19 protein-coding genes are annotated in these 20,537 nt (G+C 64.9%); 13 read left to right on the forward strand and 6 right to left on the reverse strand.

Features of this window, described 5'->3' with window-relative positions; all coding sequences use genetic code 11:
• Positions 1 to 35: 35 nt before the first annotated feature.
• From NLM27_RS00090 to NLM27_RS00100, 3 genes are all read left to right on the forward strand, one after another.
• Positions 36 to 878, forward strand: a complete 843-nt coding sequence (locus NLM27_RS00090) for an AraC family transcriptional regulator (RefSeq protein ID WP_254141395.1) — start codon at positions 36 to 38, stop codon at positions 876 to 878.
• Positions 875 to 1,084 (forward strand): hypothetical protein, encoded by a 210-nt coding sequence (locus NLM27_RS00095; protein WP_254141396.1) that lies wholly within the window; start codon positions 875 to 877, stop codon positions 1,082 to 1,084. Before NLM27_RS00090 ends, NLM27_RS00095 begins: the two co-directional genes overlap by 4 nt.
• Before the next feature lie 102 nt (positions 1,085 to 1,186).
• Complete coding sequence (locus tag NLM27_RS00100) at positions 1,187 to 1,444, forward strand: hypothetical protein (RefSeq protein WP_254141397.1); 258 nt, start codon at positions 1,187 to 1,189, stop codon at positions 1,442 to 1,444.
• Between the two features lie 145 nt (positions 1,445 to 1,589).
• Here the strand turns inward: NLM27_RS00100 and NLM27_RS00105 are convergent, their stop codons facing one another.
• Positions 1,590 to 3,377 (reverse strand): peptide ABC transporter substrate-binding protein, encoded by a 1,788-nt coding sequence (locus NLM27_RS00105; RefSeq protein WP_254141398.1) that lies wholly within the window; start codon positions 3,375 to 3,377, stop codon positions 1,590 to 1,592.
• A 302-nt stretch (positions 3,378 to 3,679) separates the two neighbouring features.
• On the opposite strand from NLM27_RS00105, the gene NLM27_RS00110 reads away from it, so the two are divergent.
• Positions 3,680 to 4,237 carry a hypothetical protein gene (locus tag NLM27_RS00110; RefSeq protein WP_254141399.1) on the forward strand — a complete coding sequence of 186 codons (558 nt, stop codon included), beginning with the start codon at positions 3,680 to 3,682 and terminating at the stop codon, positions 4,235 to 4,237.
• 186 nt (positions 4,238 to 4,423) lie between these two features.
• Here the strand turns inward: NLM27_RS00110 and NLM27_RS00115 are convergent, their stop codons facing one another.
• Complete coding sequence (locus NLM27_RS00115; RefSeq protein ID WP_254141400.1) at positions 4,424 to 4,618, reverse strand: hypothetical protein; 195 nt, start codon at positions 4,616 to 4,618, stop codon at positions 4,424 to 4,426.
• A 64-nt stretch (positions 4,619 to 4,682) separates the two neighbouring features.
• Here NLM27_RS00115 and NLM27_RS00120 point away from each other — a divergent pair, with 64 nt between their 5' ends.
• The 9 genes from NLM27_RS00120 to NLM27_RS00160 all read left to right on the forward strand — a co-directional run bounded on the left by NLM27_RS00120 (position 4,683) and on the right by NLM27_RS00160 (position 14,001).
• Positions 4,683 to 5,465, forward strand: a complete 783-nt coding sequence (locus NLM27_RS00120) for a MetQ/NlpA family ABC transporter substrate-binding protein (protein ID WP_254141401.1) — start codon at positions 4,683 to 4,685, stop codon at positions 5,463 to 5,465.
• A gap of 139 nt (positions 5,466 to 5,604) precedes the next feature.
• Positions 5,605 to 6,639: a putative FMN-dependent luciferase-like monooxygenase gene (locus NLM27_RS00125; protein ID WP_254141402.1), complete on the forward strand. Its 1,035-nt coding sequence runs from the start codon at positions 5,605 to 5,607 to the stop codon at positions 6,637 to 6,639.
• A gap of 37 nt (positions 6,640 to 6,676) precedes the next feature.
• Complete coding sequence (locus tag NLM27_RS00130) at positions 6,677 to 7,276, forward strand: CMD domain protein (RefSeq protein ID WP_254148716.1); 600 nt, start codon at positions 6,677 to 6,679, stop codon at positions 7,274 to 7,276.
• Positions 7,277 to 7,290: 14 nt separating this feature from the next.
• The gene (locus NLM27_RS00135; RefSeq protein ID WP_254141403.1) at positions 7,291 to 7,869 is read left to right on the forward strand and encodes an alkylhydroperoxidase domain protein; all 579 of its coding nucleotides are present in this window, start codon (positions 7,291 to 7,293) and stop codon (positions 7,867 to 7,869) included.
• Between the two features lie 70 nt (positions 7,870 to 7,939).
• Positions 7,940 to 9,097, forward strand: coding sequence for an ABC transporter substrate-binding protein (locus tag NLM27_RS00140; protein ID WP_254141404.1), 1,158 nt, complete (start codon positions 7,940 to 7,942; stop codon positions 9,095 to 9,097).
• A gap of 56 nt (positions 9,098 to 9,153) precedes the next feature.
• Positions 9,154 to 10,977 (forward strand): ABC transporter permease, encoded by a 1,824-nt coding sequence (locus NLM27_RS00145; protein ID WP_254141405.1) that lies wholly within the window; start codon positions 9,154 to 9,156, stop codon positions 10,975 to 10,977.
• Positions 10,977 to 11,819, forward strand: coding sequence for an ABC transporter ATP-binding protein (locus NLM27_RS00150; protein ID WP_254141406.1), 843 nt, complete (start codon positions 10,977 to 10,979; stop codon positions 11,817 to 11,819). Before NLM27_RS00145 ends, NLM27_RS00150 begins: the two co-directional genes overlap by 1 nt.
• A complete protein-coding gene (locus NLM27_RS00155; protein WP_254141407.1) occupies positions 11,816 to 12,556 on the forward strand; it encodes an ABC transporter ATP-binding protein in 741 nt (246 codons plus the stop codon). Before NLM27_RS00150 ends, NLM27_RS00155 begins: the two co-directional genes overlap by 4 nt.
• A gap of 371 nt (positions 12,557 to 12,927) precedes the next feature.
• A complete protein-coding gene (locus NLM27_RS00160; protein WP_254141408.1) occupies positions 12,928 to 14,001 on the forward strand; it encodes a HoxN/HupN/NixA family nickel/cobalt transporter in 1,074 nt (357 codons plus the stop codon).
• Positions 14,002 to 14,023: 22 nt separating this feature from the next.
• On the opposite strand, the gene NLM27_RS00165 is transcribed toward NLM27_RS00160, so the two are convergent.
• The 4 genes from NLM27_RS00165 to fliI form a co-directional block, all read right to left on the reverse strand.
• Positions 14,024 to 15,538, reverse strand: a complete 1,515-nt coding sequence (locus tag NLM27_RS00165) for an ATP-binding protein (protein ID WP_254141409.1) — start codon at positions 15,536 to 15,538, stop codon at positions 14,024 to 14,026.
• A gap of 312 nt (positions 15,539 to 15,850) precedes the next feature.
• On the reverse strand, positions 15,851 to 16,915 hold the full coding sequence (locus NLM27_RS00170) for a 2-dehydropantoate 2-reductase N-terminal domain-containing protein (protein WP_254141410.1): 1,065 nt from the start codon (positions 16,913 to 16,915) through the stop codon (positions 15,851 to 15,853).
• Positions 16,916 to 17,807: 892 nt separating this feature from the next.
• The gene (locus NLM27_RS00175) at positions 17,808 to 18,443 is read right to left on the reverse strand and encodes a MarR family winged helix-turn-helix transcriptional regulator (protein ID WP_254141411.1); all 636 of its coding nucleotides are present in this window, start codon (positions 18,441 to 18,443) and stop codon (positions 17,808 to 17,810) included.
• A 743-nt stretch (positions 18,444 to 19,186) separates the two neighbouring features.
• A complete protein-coding gene (fliI, locus tag NLM27_RS00180) occupies positions 19,187 to 20,512 on the reverse strand; it encodes a flagellar protein export ATPase FliI (protein ID WP_254141412.1) in 1,326 nt (441 codons plus the stop codon).
• Between the last annotated feature and the right edge of the window lie 25 nt (positions 20,513 to 20,537).

The raw sequence follows: 20,537 nt of genomic DNA on the forward strand, positions 1-20,537 counted from the left end.
TTCGCCCGATCGAAACGGGACAAGGAGCTTCGACGATGTCGCTACAGCTGTCACAGCCGCTCACCACCAACGATCATGCCATCGGCTCGATCGATGTCCCGGAACTCGATCGCCGCAGGCGCGAACTCTCGGGATATTCCGACCACGGCGCGGAGGGGACGACGCTGTCTCTGGTTCATCTCGATGTCGCCCTGGCCATCGAGGCGCCTGCGCCGGATATGCAGAGGTCCGCTCGCGAGTCCGGCTTCAGGGTCTCCGCCAAGCGTCTCGCGCGCGCGTCCTTGGAGGCCGATCGCAAATGCGGTGCAGGGGAGCTCACGGACCCCGTGATGCGGCGACTTTCGGATGCGCTTGCGGCCACCGAAGCCATGCACCACCCCCATTCGGCCATTCTCGCCGACGCGTTGCGTCTCGCCATCCTGACCCGCCGCGCGAGCGGGCAGCTCCCACGCAGCGAGGCCGAGCCTGATGTCGAAGATCGTGAAGGCCGTACGTGCCGCACCGTGCGGTCCTTGCAGAAATGGCGCCTCAAGCGTGTCCAGCAATATGTCGACGATAATCTGGGCGCGAAGATCACCCTGGAGCAGCTCGCCGCCGTTGCAGGGCTCAGCCGGATGCACTTTGCCGCCCAGTTCCGGGCGGCCGTGGGGATGCGGCCTCACGAATATCTCTTGAAGCGCCGGATCGAGCGCGCCCAGGAGCTGCTGAGGCGAGCCGACGTCTCCTTGGTCGATACCGCGCTGACGGTCGGCTTTCAGACCCAGGCGCATTTCACGACGGTGTTCAAGCGGTTCGTCGGGGATACGCCCTATCAATGGCGGAGCGCCCATCTCGCGCAATTCATGCCCTTGCCGCGTGCCGGAGCCGCGCTGTCATGAACGAGGTTGGCCTTCAGGTCCTGATGCTGCCGCTGGCTGGCATTCACCTGGCGGCTACCCACAATGAGGTCACGGGCTGGCTCGAGATTGCCCGTGCCGTCGGCAATTCCTATCGCCTGGCATCGTCAGGGCTGGGGTTCGGCGCACTCTATGGCCGCTTCATCTTCACCTTCTGTAGAACCATCGTCGCGGTCGTCGCGCGATAGCGCGCATGAGATCGGTCATCGAGCAAACGGCTTACGAGAAGCAACAGCCGCGCTGGGCGACCGAGCGATGCCGTTCTGGACGACGAAACCAGGAGACCCGAGATGTCGAGGCGCAGACGTGTTATTTCGATGCTGATGCTCGGTGGTGCGCTCGTGGCGATCATCGGAGTTTCCGAGGGGACGCTCGAACCTCCGGAATCATATGTCGATCGCTTCTGCCTTCTTGATGAAGGACATCAAATGTGTGGCTTTCGGACGCTGGCCCGGTGTGTGAAGAGCATGACAGGTCCGGCCTCCGAGTGCGAGCGTGAGGTCGCCGAAGGCAAGAACAGAGATCGTGCGGGTTCGCCTGTGCATTGATGCCGAGTGCCTGCGGAGCGCTATGGCATCGATCGGATGATCCGTCTCCCGGCCACGATCCTCTCGTCATGGCGCTGTCCCCAGCGCCACGTCCGGACCTCTAGGTTGCAATCCGTCTCGACGCGGTTCTCCCGCGCCTGCGGCGTCAACTACGATACCAGCTCGCCAGATTCCAGGTCGTGACGTCCCAGCCCGAGATGTCGACCATGAGGCTGTTGACGCCGGCGCCGACGATGTTGCGCGAGAGCAGCGGCAGGAACACGCTGGCCTCGCAGAAGATCTCGTCCACCTTGATCAGCAGCGCGGCGCGCTTGACGGGATCGAGCTCGTTCTGCGCGGTCTTGTAGGCCTTGTCGGCCTCGGGATCGGAATAGCGCGAGATGTTGCGGCCCAGCCATTTGTTGTCCTTGGTCGCGATCTCCCAGGAGACGCACTGGTTCAAGAACCGCTCCGGATCGGGCTGCGGCTGCGTCGTGTTGTACATCTCCATGTCGGCATAGAATTTCGAGTAGGTGTCGGGGTTACCGACGTCCGACGAGAAGAACACCGATGCGGTGACCGATTTGAGCTCGATCTCGATGCCGGCCTTCTGGCAGGCCTGCTTGATGATGGCCTGCGTCTTCTGGCGCGGGGCGTTGGTCGAGGTCTGGAAGACGTATTTGAGCTTTTTGCCGTCCTTCTCGCGGATGCCGTCCGCACCCTTCTTCCAGCCGGCCTCGTCGAGGATCTTGTTCGCCTGATCGACGTCGAAGGCATATTTGAGCTTGCCCGACTTGAACTGCGGAGGCTGGTTCACGAAACTCCCGGTCGCGATGCCGCCGCGACCGTAGATGAATTTCTGGATCGACTCGCGATCGATCAAAAGGTTGATCGCCCGGCGAACGGCTGGATCGGACAATGTCGGGTGCTTGGTCTTGGCGTTGGAGCGCTCGCCGTCGACCTCTGTCCATGGGTCAGTGGTGTTGAGGATGATGAACTCGACGTTGCCGGAGGGCGTGACGTCGACCTTGCCTTTCCCGCTGGCCTCCATGCGCTTGAGGACTTCCTCCTCCACCAGCAGGTTCCAGGCATAGTCGTATTCGCCGGTCTGGAGCACAGCGCGTGCCGCGGAGACCGCGTCGCCGCCACCCTTGACTTCGAGCGCGTCGAAATGCGGCTGGTTCTTGACGTGATAGTCGGGATTGCGTTCGGCGCGGATCAGGTCGCCCGGCTTGAACTCGACGAACTTGTACGGGCCGGTGCCGACCGGCTTCAGATTGGCCGGCGCTTCGCGCGACTTGGCGCCGACATAGTCGCCGAAATGATGCTTTGGCAGGATCTGGCCGACCGAGCCGACGAAAGGGTCGGCCCAGAACGGCGTCGGAGCCTTGAAGTACACCTTGACCGTATGGTCGTCGATCTTCTCGACCTTGATGTCCTTGTAGGATCCCGTGCTGTACGCGGCCGTGGCCAGATCCGCCGCGTATTGCCAGGTGAAGACGACGTCGTCGGCGGTGAAGGGCTTGCCGTCATGCCACTTGACGCCCTGCTTGAGCTTCCAGATCACGCTCATGCCGTCCGCGGCAAGGCCGCCGTTCGCCTTGGTCGGAACCTCGGCGGCGAGGCACGGGATGAGATTGCCGTCCTTGTCCCAGCCTGCGAGCGGCTCGAAGAAGACGCGCGAGGCGATCTGGTCCTTGGTGCCGATCGCGAAATGCGGATTGAGCAGGGTCGGGGCCTGCCAGAGCAGGATCTTGAGCGGGCCGCCGCCGCCGGCTTTGGTGGGCTTGTATTGCAGCGTGGCGTCCGCCATCGCGACGTCGTTCCAGACCAGGATCTGGCTTGCGATCGGCGCTGCGATCCCGATTGCCGCAACTTTCTGGATGAACGAGCGCCGCGACAGCGTGCCTTGCTTCACCTCCGCGATCAAGCCACGGATTTCGTTCTCGTTCATCGGTTGACCTCCAGCTCAAAGAAACGTCGTCATCATTCGTACGCCATCATGTTTCATCTCGGACGAGGCGGCAATGGACACAAGGCAGCAAAGCCGTGCGACGAAATGGCGAGGCGCGTGCGGCCAAGGCGTGCGATCGGGGCCGTCGTCGCCGCGGTCAAGGTGGGCAGCTTCTGCCGGGACACATTTGCCGGTGCGACACGGCAGTCATCGGGAATTCGCAGTAAGTCCTTGATGGCAATGACCCCGTCGGCTGGCATGCGCATTGCACGCACAACGTGCGTTTGCAATGGAGTGCTTGTATGAGCGTCAACGGCATGAGCAGCATCGGGGGAAGCGCGGCGAGTTCGCCTTCGTCCGCCGGCCAGGCGAAATCGGCGGGCTCGCAAACCGGCAGCTCGGCGTTCGCATCCCTGATGAATGACGGCGCGCCGTATGACGAGGTCAAAGTCGATCTGCCGAATGGCATGTCGATCGGCATCGTCCACTTCGGTAGTGGCGGCCTGGACAGTGGCATGCTCAAGTCCATCGAGGAATTCGTGCAGAGGATGGCGAGCCAAGACACGTCGGGACATCCACCGTCCGGCGTCGATCGCGCGGAGAATGGCGACGCGCCTGATACGGTCGGGGTCGACAAGATCCACGTCGATCTTCCCAATGGAATCTCGTTCGAGGTCCGTCATTCCTCCGGCGGTCAGGCAACGGACAGCGCCGCCGTCATGAAGGAACTCACCGAGGTGGCCGAGGAACTCGCTGAATCCCTCGCGCATTATTCACCGGCATCGACCGCCGCGTCAGCCTACGCCGCGCGGCAAGCGACGCTATCGGGCCGGACCAGCCAAGACGTATCCGTGATCTGACACGGCGACTGAAGAATGATGGATCCGAAGAGGCGCGCGCCCCATTGCGCTCTCGTGCCCCGGATGCAGCGAAGCGCTAACTGGACCGCCGCCTGAGATACCCAGGCGGCGATCCAGTGCGAGCTAAGCGAACTTGGGGAAGTTCTAAGGCCGCGCCGGGACGCTAACCCGCCAGGCGCAAATCCATCAAGTTTCGGAGTGTTGCTCCGGCGACAGAATCATTGCCGTCGTCGGGAAAACGCCACAGATGAAAGCCCGAGAGGCGAACGGATCATCGCGCTGGCGAAAGGCACCGTCGCCACCTGTGAATTCGTTTCCTGTTTGATGCCGAATGGAGAAAGTGCGCCCGCCGCGGCCGGCCAATATGGATTTCCATTTCATTGATTTCGCCTCGCGGAGAAGCGAATACGGTTCCAGTCATTGTCGCAGACCTACGGAGACCAAGATGTCGTTTCGCCTCCCCCTGATCCTCTCGGCCGTGCTCGCCGCCTGGCCGGCCGCCGCGAGCGCCGAGACCATCAAGATCGGCGTGACGCCGGGACCGCACGCGCAGATCTTCGAGGCCGTGAAGCCGATCGCGGCCAAGCAAGGGCTCGATATCCAGCTGATCGAATTCTCCGACTATGTCGTGCCGAACGCCGCGCTCGATGCCGGCGAGATCCAGGCCAATTCGTTCCAGAACCAGCCTTATCTCGACAATCAGAAGGCCGACCGCGGCTACAAGATCGAGGCCGTCGCGCTCACCGTGAACTTCCCGATCGGGGTGTATTCGAAGAAGCACAAGGCTTTCGCCGACATTCCCGAGGGCGGCAAGGTCTCGATCCCGAACGATCCGACCAATGGCGGCCGCGTGCTGCTGCTGCTGCGCGACAAGGGCGTGATCAAGCTGAAGGATGGCACCGGCTCCAAGCCGACGGTGCTCGATATTACCGAGAATCCCAAGAAGCTGAAATTCATCGAGGTCGATGCGGCGCAGGCGCCGCGCGCGCTCGACGACGTCGACGCCGCCGCGATCAACACCAATTATGCAACGCAGGCCGGCCTCGATCCCGTCAAGGATCCGATCCTGCGCGAGGACCCGAAAGGCCCGTACGTCAACCTGATCGCCGTGCGCACCGCCGACAAGGACAAGCCCTGGGTCAAGACCCTCGTGGACAGCTACCACACGCCGGAGGTCAAGGAGTTCGTCCTGACCAAGTTCAAGGGCGCGGTGCTGCCGAGCTGGTAGGCAGTCTGCCCAGCCAGGCTGCAGCGCTGGGGCGGTCCCGGCGGGCAGCTTGCGTATGAGCCTTGCGCAATGCCCGCTTGTCTGGAGCTGCGGCAACCGACATCATCGGGCCGTGGCCATCCTCGCCGACAGGGGTCGTATGAAACGCTTTGCAAACCTGAAACGACTGGGGTTCTTCACGCGGCTGCTCGACGAAGCTCCGCCGGCCGAGCGATATCGCTTCGCGGCCGAGCAGATCGTGCGCGCGGAGAAATCCGGGCTCGATTCCGCCTGGATCGCACAGCATCATTTCCACGAGCGCGAAGGCGGCCTGCCGTCACCCTTCGCCTTCCTCGGTTACGTCGCAGCCCAAACCTCGCGCATCCGCCTCGGCACCGGCATCGTCACGCTGCCGCTGGAGAATGCGGTGCGGGTGGCTGAGGACGCCGCGGTGCTCGACCTCCTCTGCAATGGTCGCTTCGAACTCGGCGTCGGCACCGGCGGCAACCCGTCGGCCTTCGCCGCCTTCGGCCTGGACAGCGCCCAGCGCAACGAGATCTTTGCCCGCAACCTGGAGATCGTGCGCACGGCGCTGGTCGGCAAGCCGCTCGATGGCGGCGACACGCTCTATCCGCAACGGCCGGAATTGGACAAGCGCATCTGGCAGGCGACGTTCTCGGTCGCGGGCGGCGCCCGGGCCGGCAAGGCCGGCGATGGCCTGCTGCTGTCGCGCACGCAGCCGCGGACCAAGGAGGCGCCGCGCGCGACGCTCGCCGAAATCCAGAACCCGATCATCGACGCCTATCTCGCAGCGCTGCCGCCGGGATGCGAGCCTCGTATCATGGCCTCGCGCAGCGTCTTCGTCGCCGACGACCATGCCGAAGCGATGCGCCTCGCCGATATCGGGCTGCGTCGTGCGTTGCCGCAATTCCTCAAGGGTGGCCACGCCAGGCCGGGCGAGACGCTGGAGGAAATGATCACGGCATTCGATACCCATGTCGGCGCGGCCGACGGCGTTATCGCCTCGCTGCGTACCGATGCCACGTTGGAGCGGGTGACCGATCTCGTCTTCCAGGCGCATTCGGTCGACGCGCCGCACCCCCATATCCTGCGTTCGATCGAGCTGGTCGCCGACAAGGTCGCACCGGCGCTTGGCTGGACCCGGGTGGCGCCAGGTGTGGCGTTGGCGGGTTAGCTGGAATGAATGGGATCGCATTGCACGAGGCTGAATGATGGGAATGCAAGATATTATCGATACGCTCGCCGGGATCGAACCTGGATCGGCCCTGGATGCCATCCGTGCCCGCCGTCTTCAGGCGCGCGAGAATGCGCAGAAGAGCTATCTCTTCCTGTTCGAGCCGGTCGACGCGGGCGATTTTCCGCTGGCCGAGCGTGCCGCGGTCGCGGCCTTCGTGACCGGGCTCCATGGCGAGTCTCCCGTTGCCGCCTTCTATCGCGAGAAGCTTGCCGCGAATGCGGATGGAGCGGCGCTCGTCGAGGCGATCCAGGTTGAGATTGAGCGCGGCCAGACCTCAGGCCCCTACGGCGCCTTTCCGGCCGGCCCATTGTCGATCGAGAACAAGGCCGGTTTGATCTATCGCGTCAGCGCGGAACGTAAGCCCGAGCTCGGCGCCCGGCTCGTTGCGGCATTCGAGCACGCGCATCTGCTGGTGTTCCGTCCGCGCGACGCCGCCTCCGCGGACATGAAGGCGCTGCAGGCCGCCGGCTGGTCGAGCACCGGCATCGTCACCTTCTCCCAGCTCGTTGCGTTTCTGTCGTTCCAGCTGCGCGTCGTCAGCGGTTTGCGCACGCTCGCCGCAGCGAACGCATAAGAGGAGCCGGCAACATGAGCCCTACCGTCAATCCTCCCGCCGTATTCACCCAGGACGAGCTCGGCTGGGTATCGTGGATCGATCCGCTGCCCGAGACCGAGCTGACCGAACGGCACTTCGCCGGCCTGGTCGATCGCGCCCGCGCCAAGTCGGAGTATTTCCGCCTCCTGGTGCGCGATCCCGAAGTGCTGGAAGCCCGCACCAAGACCGACAAGGACATCTTCTACAATGTCGCCGACGGCCTGCCTCGCGCCGAGCGCGAGCTCGCGGCGGCTGCGACCTCGCGCTACAACGGCTGCATCTATTGCGCCTCCGTGCATGCGCGCTTCGCCAGCACCTATTCCAAGCGCCGCGACGACGTGCAGCGCCTGCTCGACGAGGGCGTCGGTGCCGATCTCGGCGCGCGCTGGAACGCCGTGGTCAAGGCCTCGGTGGCGTTGGCGACAACGCCAATCGCGTTTGGTCCCGACAATATCGCCGAGCTGCGCCGCGCCGGCCTCGATGATGCCGAGATCGTCGATGTCATCAACGGTGCGTCGTTCTTCAACTGGGCGAACCGGCTGATGCTGTCGCTCGGCGAGCCTTCGAAATAGGCCGCGTCAGCCGCGTCACCGGCACAGAAATTGTCGCTTGTTCGTAACACCTGAGTGGATGGAGCCATGCATGAGCAACATTGATCGTCGGTCCCTGGTCAAGGGCTCGCTTGCCGCCATGATGGCGGGAGCCGCCATCTCGCGAGCTGCGTTTGCGCAATCCTCTGAGCCGATCCTGCTCGGCGTCAGCGGTCCCCTCACGGGACCGAATGCGCAATATGGCACACAATGGAAGCAGGGTTTCGATCTCGCACTCGACGAGATCCAGGCCGCCGGCGGCATCAACGGCCGCAAGCTCGCCTACCAATTCGAGGACAGTCAGAGCGATCCGCGCCAGTCGGTGGCGATCGCCCAGAAATTCGTCTCCGATCCCCGCATCGTCATGGAGCTCGGCGATTTCTCGAGTCCCGCCTCGATGGCGGCCTCGCCGATCTATCAGCGCGGCGGCCTCGTGCAGTTCGGCTTCACCAATTCGCACCCCGATTTCACCAAGGGCGGCGACTTCATGTGGAGCACGTCGGTCAGCCAGGCCGACGAGCAGCCGCTGCTGGCATCCTATGCCGTGAGGCGCCTCGGCCTGAAGAAGCTCGCGGTGCTGCACCTCAACACCGACTGGGGCCGTACCAGCCGCGACTATTTCGTCAACGCGGCGAAGGAATATGGCGCGGAGATCGCGATCACCGAAGGCTACATCGCGGAGGAGCGCGACTTCCGCTCCACGCTGGTGCGCGTCCGCGACGCCAATCCGGACGGCCTGATCCTGATCTCCTATTACTCCGACGGCGCGCTGATCGCGCGCCAGGCCCGTCAGGTCGGCCTCAAGCAAGTGATCTGTGCGGCAAGCTCGGTCTATTCGCCGAAGTTTCTGGAGCTTGGCGGTGACGCGGTCGAAGACGTCCATGTCGGCACGCGCTACTTCCCGGAAGACCCGCGGCCAGAGGTGCAGAAGTTTATTGCCGGCTTCAAGAAGAAGTACAACGGGCTCGAGCCCGACGCCTTCAATGCCTACGCCTATGACGCGATGAACATGGCGGCTGCCGTGGTGAGGATCGGGGGCGCCGACCGCAAGGCGATCCGTGACGCCTTCACCAAGGTCAAGGACGTCCCCAGCGTGATCTTCGGCGCGGCGACGTTCGACGTCGCGACCCGCCGCGTCAAGGGCGCCATGAATGCCGAGCTCGTCGTGCGCAAGGGCCAGTTCGCGCTCTGGGACGGCAAGCCGACCTGATCTGATGGCCGGAGCGGGGGCTCCGGCCGCATTCCTCTCTACACGGTGACATCAGCGTGTCTTCCTGGCTCGACTACACGATCAACGGGCTGATCGTCGGCAATGTCTACGCCCTCGTTGCGGTCGGGCTTGCGCTGATCTTCGGCGTCAGCCGGCTGATCAACTTCGCGCAAGGCTCGATTTATCTGGTCGGCGCCTATATCGGCTGGGTCGCAGTGGTGCAGCTGCATACACCGCTGCCGCTCACCATCATCGTGGTCGCAGTCGCTGCAGCCATCGTCGGGCTCATCATCGAGCGTTTCGGCCTGCGTCCGCTCCAGAACTCGGTGCGCATCGCGCCGCTGCTCGCGACCATCGGTATCAGCTTCGTGCTCGATCAGCTGGTGATGCTGACCTTCTCGCCCAATCCGCGCGCGCTGCCGAGCCAGCTGCCGGATGTGCGCTTTCAGGTCGGTGGCGGCACGATCGGGCCTCTTGACTTGCTCATCGCCGGTGTCGGCCTCACCAGCGCGCTGCTGCTGTTCGTGTTCCTGCGTTACACCAAGCTTGGCTGGGCGGTGCGCGCCACGGCGCAGGACCGCGACGCCGCCATGCAGATGGGCGTCGATGTCAACCGCGTCAATCAAGCCGTGTTCGGCATTGCCGCCGCGCTCGGCGGCGTCTCTGGTTTGCTGGTCGGCATGTACTACAACCAGATCGACACCGCGATGAGCCTGCAGGCGACGCTCAAGGGCGTCGTCGCGGAAGTCGTCGGTGGCGCCGGCAACGTGCCTGGTGCCGTCATCGGTAGTCTGTTGCTGGGACTGGTCGAGAGCTACGGCGTCGCGGTATTCGGCACCAGCTATCGCAATCTGTTCGCCTTCCTGCTGCTGGTCGTCGTGCTCGTGCTGCGGCCGAATGGCCTGTTCGCCAGCGCACGGCAGGCGCCGCCCGAGCCGCTCACCGGCACTTTTATTGCGCCGAGCCGTCCGGTGCGTATTCCGCGCTGGGCCTTGCTGGTCGCGGCCGGCATCTTCGCGATTTTGCCGTTCTTCCCGGTGTCCTTCTACGTGCTCCAGACCCTGATCAATGCCTGGCTGCTCGGCATGCTTGCGCTGAGCCTCACGCTGGTGGCGGGCACAGTCGGCCAGGTCTCACTCGGACACGCGGCATTGCTCGCGATCGGCGCCTATACGTCAGCGCTGCTGTCGCTGACGCTCAACGTCCCGGTCGGCCTCGCCATCATCGGCGGTGGCCTGATGAGCGCCGCGCTCGGCACGCTGTTGATCTCGCCGTCGTTCCGCCTGCGGGGGCACTATGTCTCGATCGCGACGCTCGCGATCGGCGAGATCGTGTCGCTGGTGATTTTGAACTGGGAAAGCGTCACGCGCGGCCCCATCGGCATCTCCGGCATCCCGCCGCTGTCGCTGTTCGGCTATGATTTGATCAGCCCGAATTCGATCTACTGGTTCAGCTTTGCCGTGATGGTCGTGCTGGCGCTGCTGCAGGGGCGGCTGCTCACTTCGCATCTCGGCCGGAGCTTTCGCGCCATCCGCGACGACGACATCGCCGCGCGCGCCTATGGCGTCAGCCTCAACCGCTACAAGTCGCTCGCCTTCATCTTCGGCGGGTTTGCCGCCGGCGTCAGCGGCGGCATTGCCGCGCATCTCTATTCCTACATCAACCACGAGACCTTCAACACGCAGCAATCGATCCTGGCGCTGACGGTCGTGATCCTCGGCGGCCTTGGCAATGTCGTCGGCGCCATCGTCGGCGCGGTCGCACTGGTTGGACTGCCGGAAGTTTTCCGGATCGCGGCGGAGTACCGCATCCTGATCTACGGCATCGTGCTGCTGCTGCTCGTGCGGTTCAGGCCGCAAGGCCTGCTGGGGACGATGTGATGGCGGAGCAGCACATCTCCATGTTGTCCCTGCGCGGGCTGACGCGCCGGTTCGGCGGCCTCACCGCCGTCGATGCCATCGATCTCGATCTCGCCAAGGGCGAGCTGATCAGCATCATCGGTCCGAACGGCGCCGGCAAGACGACGCTGTTCAATCTCGTGACCGGTCTCGACCGGCCCGACGCCGGTGCTGTCAGCTTTGAGGGGCAGGACATCACGGGGCTGTCCCCGGAACGGCTCGCGGCCGAGGGCATCGCGCGCACGTTTCAGCTCGGCCGCGTCTTCGGCAATCTCAGCGTCATGGACAACGTGCTGATCGGCGCGCACACGCGCTTACGCGCCGTGAGGCCGGCCGTGCCGGTGATCGGCCCGCTGCTGGAGCTGGGACTGGCGCTGTTGCGACCGGCTAGCGTCAAGGCGGAGGAGGAGCGGCTGCGCGCGGAGGTAAAGGCCATCCTCGCCCGCTTCGGCGAACGGCTGCTGCCGCGGATCGACCAGCCGGCCTATAGCCTCTCCTATGCCAACCGCCGCCGCATCGAGATCGCGCGTGCGCTCGCCTTGAGGCCGCGCCTGCTTCTGCTCGACGAGCCGACAGCCGGCATGAATCCGACCGAGACCGCAGAGATGCAGGCCCTCATCGCCGAGCTGAAGGCGGAAGGGCTGACCATCCTCCTGATCGAGCACAAGCTTGAGATGGTGATGCGCCTCTCGGACCGCGTCGTCGTCATGGACGAGGGCAAGAAGATCGCGGAAGGGCCGGGCGAACAGGTGCGGAGCGATCCCAAGGTGATCGAGGCCTATCTCGGCCACGGCCTGACGACGGAGCAGGAGAGTGCGGCATGACGAACGCTTCTGGCGAACCGCTGCTCGCGCTTTCGGGCGTCAACACCTTCTATGGCCAGGCCCAGGTGCATTTCGACCTGTCGATATCGGTCGCGCGCGGTCACATCGTCTGCCTGCTCGGCGGCAATGCCAGCGGCAAGTCGACGACCATGAAGATCATCCTTGGCCTCGTGAAACCGCGCTCGGGCGAGGTGACGTTCGATGGCGCCTCGTTGATCGGCCTTTCCACGCCGCAGATCGTTCGCCGCGGCATCGCCTCGGTGCCGGAGGCGCGGCGGCTGTTCGCGGACATGAGCGTCCGCGAGAACATCCTGATGGGCGCCTTCGTGCGCAACGATCGCGAGGCGGTGGCGCAGGATCTCGATAAGATGCTCTCGCTGTTCCCAAGACTCGGCCAGCGGCTGTCGCAGCGCGCCGGCTCGCTCTCAGGCGGCGAGCAGCAGATGGTGGCGATGGCGCGCGCACTGATGAGCCGGCCCCGCATGATCGTGATGGACGAGCCGACCATGGGCCTGTCGCCGCTCTATGTCGACCGCGTGCTCGAACTGATCCGCACCATCAACCAGGACGGCGTCTCGGTGTTCATGGTCGAGCAGAATGCCAGCCTCGCGCTCGAGATCGCGCATGAAGCCTATGTGCTCCAGACCGGCAAGATCGTGCTGTCAGGCCCGGCGCGGACCCTGAAGGACGATCCCCGCGTCCGCGACGCCTATCTCGGCGGTTCCGAGGCGGCTTGACGCGCCGCTGTTCCCATATCGTCATGGCCGGGCATGGCCGTCCGAAGGACGGCGTCGCGTCCGCTCGCCTATGACCGGCCATCCACGTCTTTCCGGCCTGACAGAGAACGTGGTGCGAAGATTGTCCGTGGCGCATCCTTCGAGACGCCCGCCTCCGGCGGGCCCTCAGGATGAGGACGGAATGCGCGGCAGCAATTTCGACGAGCACAGCCGCGACACGAGACCTCATCCTGAGGAGCCCGCAAAGCGGGCGTCTCGAAGGATGGCCACAGGCACTGCTGCAAAGCCGCCTTGCCGGATTGGGCTGGCTAGTGTGATCATCTTGTGAAAATATCATACCGGTGGCGCGACGGCGCACGCAGCGGGACGGAATGGTTGTCGTGACGAAGTTGTCTTTGCGGGCGGTCGAGCCCGGCGTGGTGCTGCTGTTCGGCGGGCTCATCGTCGCCAACATCGCCGCATGGGCCTGGGCCTTCGCGGCGTTCGGCGACCGGCCGACGGTGATGGCGACCGCGCTGCTCGCCTGGGTGTTTGGCCTCCGCCACGCCGTCGATGCCGATCACATCGCGGCCATCGACAATGTCGTGCGCAAGCTGATGCAGGCGGGCGGTGCGCCGCGCAGCGTTGGGCTCTATTTCGCGCTCGGTCATTCCACCGTGGTCGTGGTTGCGACCATGCTGCTCGCGCTCGGTGTCGTCAGTTTTGGCGGCGACAGCCTGCTCAAGGAGATCGGCGGGCTGATCGGCACGTCGGTCTCGGCGCTGTTCCTGCTGGTGATCGCGGCCATCAATCTCGCCATCTTCGCCGGCCTGTGGCGGACGTTCCGCATGGCGCGCGAGCAAGGCATTCACGACGCCGCAGGCCTCGATGCGCTCCTCGCCAATCGCGGCGTCCTGGCGCGGCTGCTTGGCCCGATGTTCCGCCTGGTGACGAAGCCGTGGCACATGTATCCGCTCGGCTTCCTGTTCGGCCTTGGCTTCGACACCGCGACCGAGATCGGCCTGCTCAGCATCTCCGCCAGCGAGGCCGCGCGCGGCGCCTCGCTCGCCGATGTCCTGGTCTTCCCGGTGCTGTTCGCTTCGGGCATGGCGCTGGTCGATACCGCCGACTCCGCGCTGATGGTTAGCGCCTATCGCTGGGCCTTCGTCGATCCCCTGCGAAAGCTCTGGTACAACCTCACGATCACGGGCGCTTCGGTCGCGGTTGCGCTGTTCATCGGCGGCATCGAGGCGCTCGGGCTAATCGCCGACCGTCTCGGCCTCTCCGGCGGCGTGTGGGCGGTGGTCGACGGCCTCAACGAGTCACTGGCGAATGTCGGCTTCGTCGTGATCGCGCTGTTCGCCGCGGCCTGGCTCGTCTCCGTCCTGCTCTATCGTCGCATGTTCGCACATGAGCGGCCGCGCGCGCCGGATGCGCTCGTAGGCGATGCCACCGAGGCGGTGTGAGCAGCGGGCCTGGTCCGTCGGATCAGAGCGCCGCAGCGCTCTGTGCGGGCTCCGCCGGCACATCGTCGCCATTGGGATCGCCCGGCGCGGTGGCCCAAGCGAGCTCCACCAGCGTCACGATGCGGCGGCCGCCGCCGTCGAGCTGGACGACGATCAGGCCCTGCTCTTCCATATAGCTGAGCAGCCGCTGCGCGCGGCGCAGCGAATGTGAGCCATAGGCGCGCGCGATTGCAGCGTCGCCGGGACACGGCCAGCCTTCCTTGGCGGCGCGCGCGATCATCATGAACACGCCCTGCATGTCGTCGGGCAGGATCGAGGCGCGCAGCGACACGTCCTGCCAGGCGTCGTCTTCGGCAAGCTCCGTGCCGACCCCGGCACGCGCATGAGTCAACATGCGGCGGAATTCATTGAGATCGGGCACCGCCGCGCCGAGCCCCTCGATGCGGCAGCGGACCACGAATTCCTGGTAGAGCACGCCGATGGCGCGAAAGCCGGCATCGGGCTCGGCGAGCACGGCACGAAGGGTGCGATCGACGCGCTCGCGCCGCTCCGCGAGCTCCTCGGCACTGACCGGCACCTCGACCACTTCAGGCCGGATCTCCGGCGTAGCGGCCGCCTTCGCCGCGCGGAGCTGCTCAAGCAGATCCGGCGCCGGCCGGCGCTGCGGCCGGCTGGCATCGGGCGGCGGCGCGGCCAGGATCACGGCGCGCGCATCCTCCAGCGTCGCTTCCGGAAGCGGCATCAGCCGCGGCGTGGAATTGCGCGGGCTCGTGTCGGTCGGTCCGATGTTCAAGCGCAGCGGACGGCGCGACAGCGCGGGTCCCAGCGCCATGAATTGTCCGCGCTCGAGATCGCGAAAGGCTTCGGCCTGCCGCCGCTCCATGCCGAGCAGATCGGCGGCGCGCGCCATGTCGATGTCGAGGAAGGTCCGGCCCATCAGGAAGTTGGAAGCTTCCGCCGCGACGTTCTTGGCGAGCTTCGCCAGCCGCTGGGTCGCGATGATGCCGGCGAGGCCACGCTTGCGGCCGCGGCACATCAGATTGGTCATCGCGCCGAGCGAAAGTTTTCGCGCTTCGTCCGAGACTTCGCCCGCCACCGCCGGCGCGAACAGCTGCGCCTCGTCGACGACCACCAGCATCGGGTACCAATGGTCGCGATCGACGTCGAACAGGCCGCCGAGGAAGGCCGCGGCGCGTCGCATCTGGTTCTCGGCGTCGAGGCCTTCGAGATTGAGCACCGTGGAGACGCGATGCAGCCGCGCGCGCTCGCCGGCGACCTGAAGGCCGCGCTCGGTGTGATCCTCGCCCTCGATCACCAGATGGCCGAAGCGCTCGGCGAGCGTGACGAAATCGCCTTCAGGATCGATGATGGTCTGCTGCACCCAGGGCGCGCTCTGTTCCAGCAGCCGCCTGAGCAGATGCGACTTGCCGGAGCCCGAATTGCCCTGCACCAGGAGGCGGGTCGCCAGCAGTTCCTCGAGGTCCATGGCCGCCACGGCGCCTGCCGTGGTCTGCCCCATCTCGATCGCAACCGTCATGTCTCCGACTCAAGCCCTTCCATTCGCGGACAGGGGCTTACCAACCTGGTCGGGGCGCGTCGAGCGTCCCAGCGCGAATCAGGCGGTGTTGCCCACGGCGGAGTTCAGGCGCGATGCGACATCCGTAGAAGCGCGGGCCGACAGGGAGTTGTGGATCGTCGCCGCGTTCTCGGGGATGGCGCAGGACCCGAGTTCCCGCCTGATGCACTCGATCTCGGCAATTCGCTCGTGCAGCTGCGGCCAGACCGGTCGCCATGACCGGCCTGATCTGGATTCAATCGTTCTGGAGCCGATGCCGCTGGAAGCGGCGCGCTACTGCGCGCCCGATCCGCCCTGCACGATCTTCTCGTTCAGCTTCTGGTCCACGGTGTCGACCGTGCGGTCGATTTCGGCGTTGGGCACGCCGAGCTGGTGCGAGATCAGCTTCACCAGGAGGTCGACACGCTCGATGAAGGGCGCACCGCTCGCAACCGCGCGCGCCGCCGATGACGGCTTGAGCAGGCTTTCCGCGGCCTTGGCATATTTCGCGAACGGCACCTGGTCCTGCGGATCGGCGCCGAGGCGGCGGGCGATCGCATCGACATGGTCGTAGATCGTCTGTGAGCGCTTGAGATCGCCATGCACGGCGTCGCGGATGGATTGCGGCTCGTGCGGCGTGATGCAGCGGTAGTTGCCGGTGAGCAGCATCGACCATTTCGCCAGCGGCACGAACAGCGACGAGAACACTTTCAGCTTCACCGGCACGTCGAGGCCGTCGAGCGTCACCGCGTCGATGTCGGCTTCGAGCTCGCGCAGCACCTTGTTGTGCTTCTCGTCGGCGAAGACCGACGCCTTGAAGTTGGTGGGCAGGCCGACATGAAGCACGTTGGCGGCTTCTTCCGGCGGACGGAAGGCTTGCGGATCGGGCGAGCAGAGCGTCACCAGCCCCGGCTCGAACCGCTCCCACACCTGCGCATTGGTGTAGGCTTCCTCGAGATCCATGCCTGAAAGCGCCGGAATCCGCTTCAGATAAGGCAGCGGCGGCATGTTCATGATCGACAGGCACGGCAGCTTCGCCGCGGCGATCTTGACCATGAGAACGCGGACGGTGTGGTTGGTGTATTGCGGCTCCTGCATCGCAAGGCCGACCAGGTCGTAACGGGAGACGTCGACATCACCCGGCGTCACGGCGTCGAGCTTGCCGGGCAGGTGGCGCGAGAAGATGGCGCGGTGGACGGCCTCGTCACGCAACTTGATGCGCACTTCGGTACCGTCGCGGTTGATCAGCTCGGCGGTCTTGGCGCGGCAGACCAGGGTCACGTTATGGCCCGCCATCAGCAGCTTCGTGCCGAGCAGGGAGCCGTAAGAAGCTCCAAGAATCAATATGTTGCGCGCCATGCTTCGTCCCTGTGAGAAATGGTGAGGATTTTTTTGGCCCGGACACTGTCCGCGGGCGAGTTGATGGCATGTAAAGCGAAGTGCCGGGGGATGGCAACTGGGATAATGCATACAAGGAGCCGGGCGAGATATTCCGTCACCTGGGTGGAGCGATCAGGGACCGCTCGCCCGGACGACGCGTCCGGCCTGTGTCGCCGCTCTGTCAATCTCATCGTGCAGAAATATTCTTCTTTCCAGAAATTCGGAAATATCGTATGTGTTGTCCATCCCGGCTCACCCTTGAGGGGCGGTCATTGTCGTGGTGATCGCAGGACCGGGCTTGCGGTGGACGCAGCAGCGTCGTGCGCGACAGGCTAAGGGCAGGGCGGATTGCTCTCCGTGATCCCTGGGCATCGCGTGGACGAGCGGCGCTGTCAGGTTCGTCTCGTCTGTAAGTTTCCGGCTCCGTCGACAGGGCCGGGAAAACTGCGGCGAAATGGCGGACCGTGCGTACGGCAAAACCGTGTGGTCCTGGCCGTCGTTGCTACGGTCAAGCTCTTGCTGATGCGGCAGTGGCGTCAACCGGCGCGGTGCCGGTGAATTCCGTGAGGGTGAGGGAGGCCAGAAGGAACTCGGCTCCCGGGCGATCCAGTACTCCGAGACAGCAGTGATTGCATCGAGACGCCGCGGCGTACTGGATTCCCCGCTCCAGCGCGCAATTGCGCACAAGGCGGGGAATGACATTGGGATTTGGAGAATGAAGCCCATGCCCCTTACTCCGTCATTGCGAGGAGCCCTTGCGACGAAGCAATCCAGAGTCCTACCGAGGAGGGATTCTGGATTGCTTCGCTGCGCTCGCAATGACGGTGTGGAGACAGTGGCGCGCAGAGCTTCTTCAGAAGCTGCCTGCGACTCACCCCTGGCTCGCCACGCGCGCGCGATCGAGATGTTCCTCGATTTTCGGGCGATCGCGAGTGCGCTCGAAACTCGTGCAGAGCAGCTCCGTCTCCTCGAGCGAGACCGGCGCGCGATACAGCCGGCACATGAACTCGGCCGTTGCGCGTCCCTTGCCGGTGCCCGGGCCGCGTTCGGCGAGAAACATGCAGTCCCGGCAGACGCTGGCATCCAGTCGCTGATGGGCCGCGTCGAGATGATTGAGGACCTCCCGCAGCGAGTCGCGCAGCCTGATGCACTCCTCCGTTCCGAGCGCCGTGACCGCATTCATCACGTGATTGATCGGGTCGTGCTGGCTCAGGCATTTCTCGCCCTGCGCGGTGACGTGGAGCACGACGGAACGCTTGTCCTCGTGCGACGGCTTTCGCACCAGGAAGGACTTGCTCTCGAGTGTCTTCACGATCTGCGATGCCGTCGCCCTGGTGGCACCGATGAAGCCGGCAAGCGCGGATGGTGTGCGCGAAAATCGGTTGGCGCGGCCGAGAAAGCGCAGCGCCATCCATTCGCGATCGCGCAGTCCATGCTGATTGCCTTCGAAATACCAGGCCCTCGCCGCCTGAACCAGCAGCTCGACGGCTTCTCGTGCCAATGGCATGGATTTACCTCGTCCCCGGAACTTCGTCTGCGGCGTCTCGAAGCCGCTTTGCGTCCCGGCTCGCGAATCCGTCGTGAGACGTCACACGGCTGGAGGTGTCCGAGGCGCTGCCGGCGCTCGGCGTCGTCGCACGGGAGCCCGAGTTGCCGTCGCCAGCAGACGATGGATCGGAGTAGTTCAACCGAAGCCCCTAAAGTTCAAGTCACGTGCAAGACGTTTCTTATATTCCACCGAAACGATTAATGAGCTTCTCAACAAAATCAAGTCAAGACACTCTAGAAGACCGGATGTCGTTGCAGGCGAATGTAACGTTCAAGACAATCTCGCTCTTCCGAACACATGACGGTGAACGCAATACGCCGTGCGGCGAGCAACATGCACGCAACTATGCGACGGTTTGATTGCACGGCACGTCATTGTCTGTTGTTGATGCAAGCTGATCGAAGCTTGTGCATGACGACGATGTGTATCGCCATGTCATCCACAACTTGTACGATCCGTCGGGGAATCGTTCCGGGGAACTCGTAGGAATTGCACGTGGCGGTTGTCGTGGCTTCAGGCTCGGAATCGCCCGATCGGTCGCGCGGCCCGATCCCTCTCCCCCGTACGGTGGCTGCCTTGATAAGGGAATCGGGGACGGCCCATCTGCGTGCATGCGCTGGAAGCGTGGCGGCATGCGCAATCGTCTGTCGAAAACCATGGGCAATGCGCGATCGCATCGCGCAACCAGGCTTCGCGAGCCGCTAGTCGCCTTTGAGCATGTCCCGGAGTTCGCGGAACGGATCGGCGCTCTGCGGAGCCGAAGCGTCCTGCCGCATCGCGCTGTAGATCCGCGGGACCATGTCGACCGCCTGATCGAGGCCCGAATCACGCCCCGACTGATATCCGCCCATCAGGCGAAGGTCGCGCGTGTCTTCGTATTTCGCGATCATCGCGCGCAGCTTGCTCACCAGTTCGCGCTCTTCGGGGTCCCAGACGTTGTGGGCGAGGCGGGAGACCGAGGCCAGAACGTCGACGGCCGGATAGCGCGCCTGGTCGGCGATGTGCCGGGAGAGCACGATGTGCCCATCCAATGTGCTGCGGATGGTATCGGCGATCGGCTCGTTGTGATCGTCGCCGTCGACCAGCACGGAGAAAATTCCGGTGATCGTGCCGGATCCCTCCTCGCCGGGGCCGGCGCGCTCCAGCAGCCGCGGCAGATCGGTGAAGACCGTCGGCGCGTAGCCGCGCGCGACCGCGGGCTCGCCGGCGGCGAGTGCAACCTCGCGGGCGGCGTGGGCGAAACGGGTGATCGAATCGACCATGAGCAGCACCGATTCGCCCCGGTCGCGAAAATATTCGGCCACCGCCATCGCCGTCTTCGGCGCCAGCCGCCGCATCATCGGGCTTTCGTCACCCGTGGATACGATTGTGACGGCGCGATGACGGTCGGTGCCCAGCACGTCCTCGATGAACTCGCGCACCTCGCGGCCGCGCTCGCCGACGAGCGCCAACACCACGGTGTCAAAACCCTGGCTGCGGGCGAGCATCGCAAGCAACGTCGATTTGCCGACGCCCGAGCCGGCAAAGATGCCGACGCGCTGGCCGGCGCAGATCGGCGCGAACAGGTCGATGACGCGCACGCCGGTGCGCAGCGGCTTGTGCACACGTGCGCGCTTCATGGCCGAAGGCGCCTCGGCTTCCGCCGAGACGGCGCGCGATCCCGGCGTGAGCGGACCCTGTCCGTCCAGCGGCACGCCGAGCGCATTGATGACGCGGCCCTTCCAGTTCGGATCGGGCGCAAAGGACAGCGGCGGCATCCGGTATGCGACCGAGCCCAGTCCGCCCGCGAACTGGCGGTCGAACGGCTTGGCGATGATACCCTCGCTGTCGATCCGCACCACCTCGCCGATCTGCGGCTTGCCGGCCGAATTGACGCCGATGAGTTCGCCAAGCCTGACGAAGCGCGACAGGCCGGAGACGCGGAAATGCGTCGGCGCGATCTCCGAGATCGCGCCGCTGACGCTTGCCAGGGGAGTGCTCTGCTGAAGCTCCAGCAGCGCCCACTCGAGTTGCCGAAGAGCGTTCAAGGAAACCGTCCAACCTCATTGCGCG

The organism is Bradyrhizobium sp. CCGB12, from assembly GCF_024199845.1.
GTDB lineage: Bacteria > Pseudomonadota > Alphaproteobacteria > Rhizobiales > Xanthobacteraceae > Bradyrhizobium.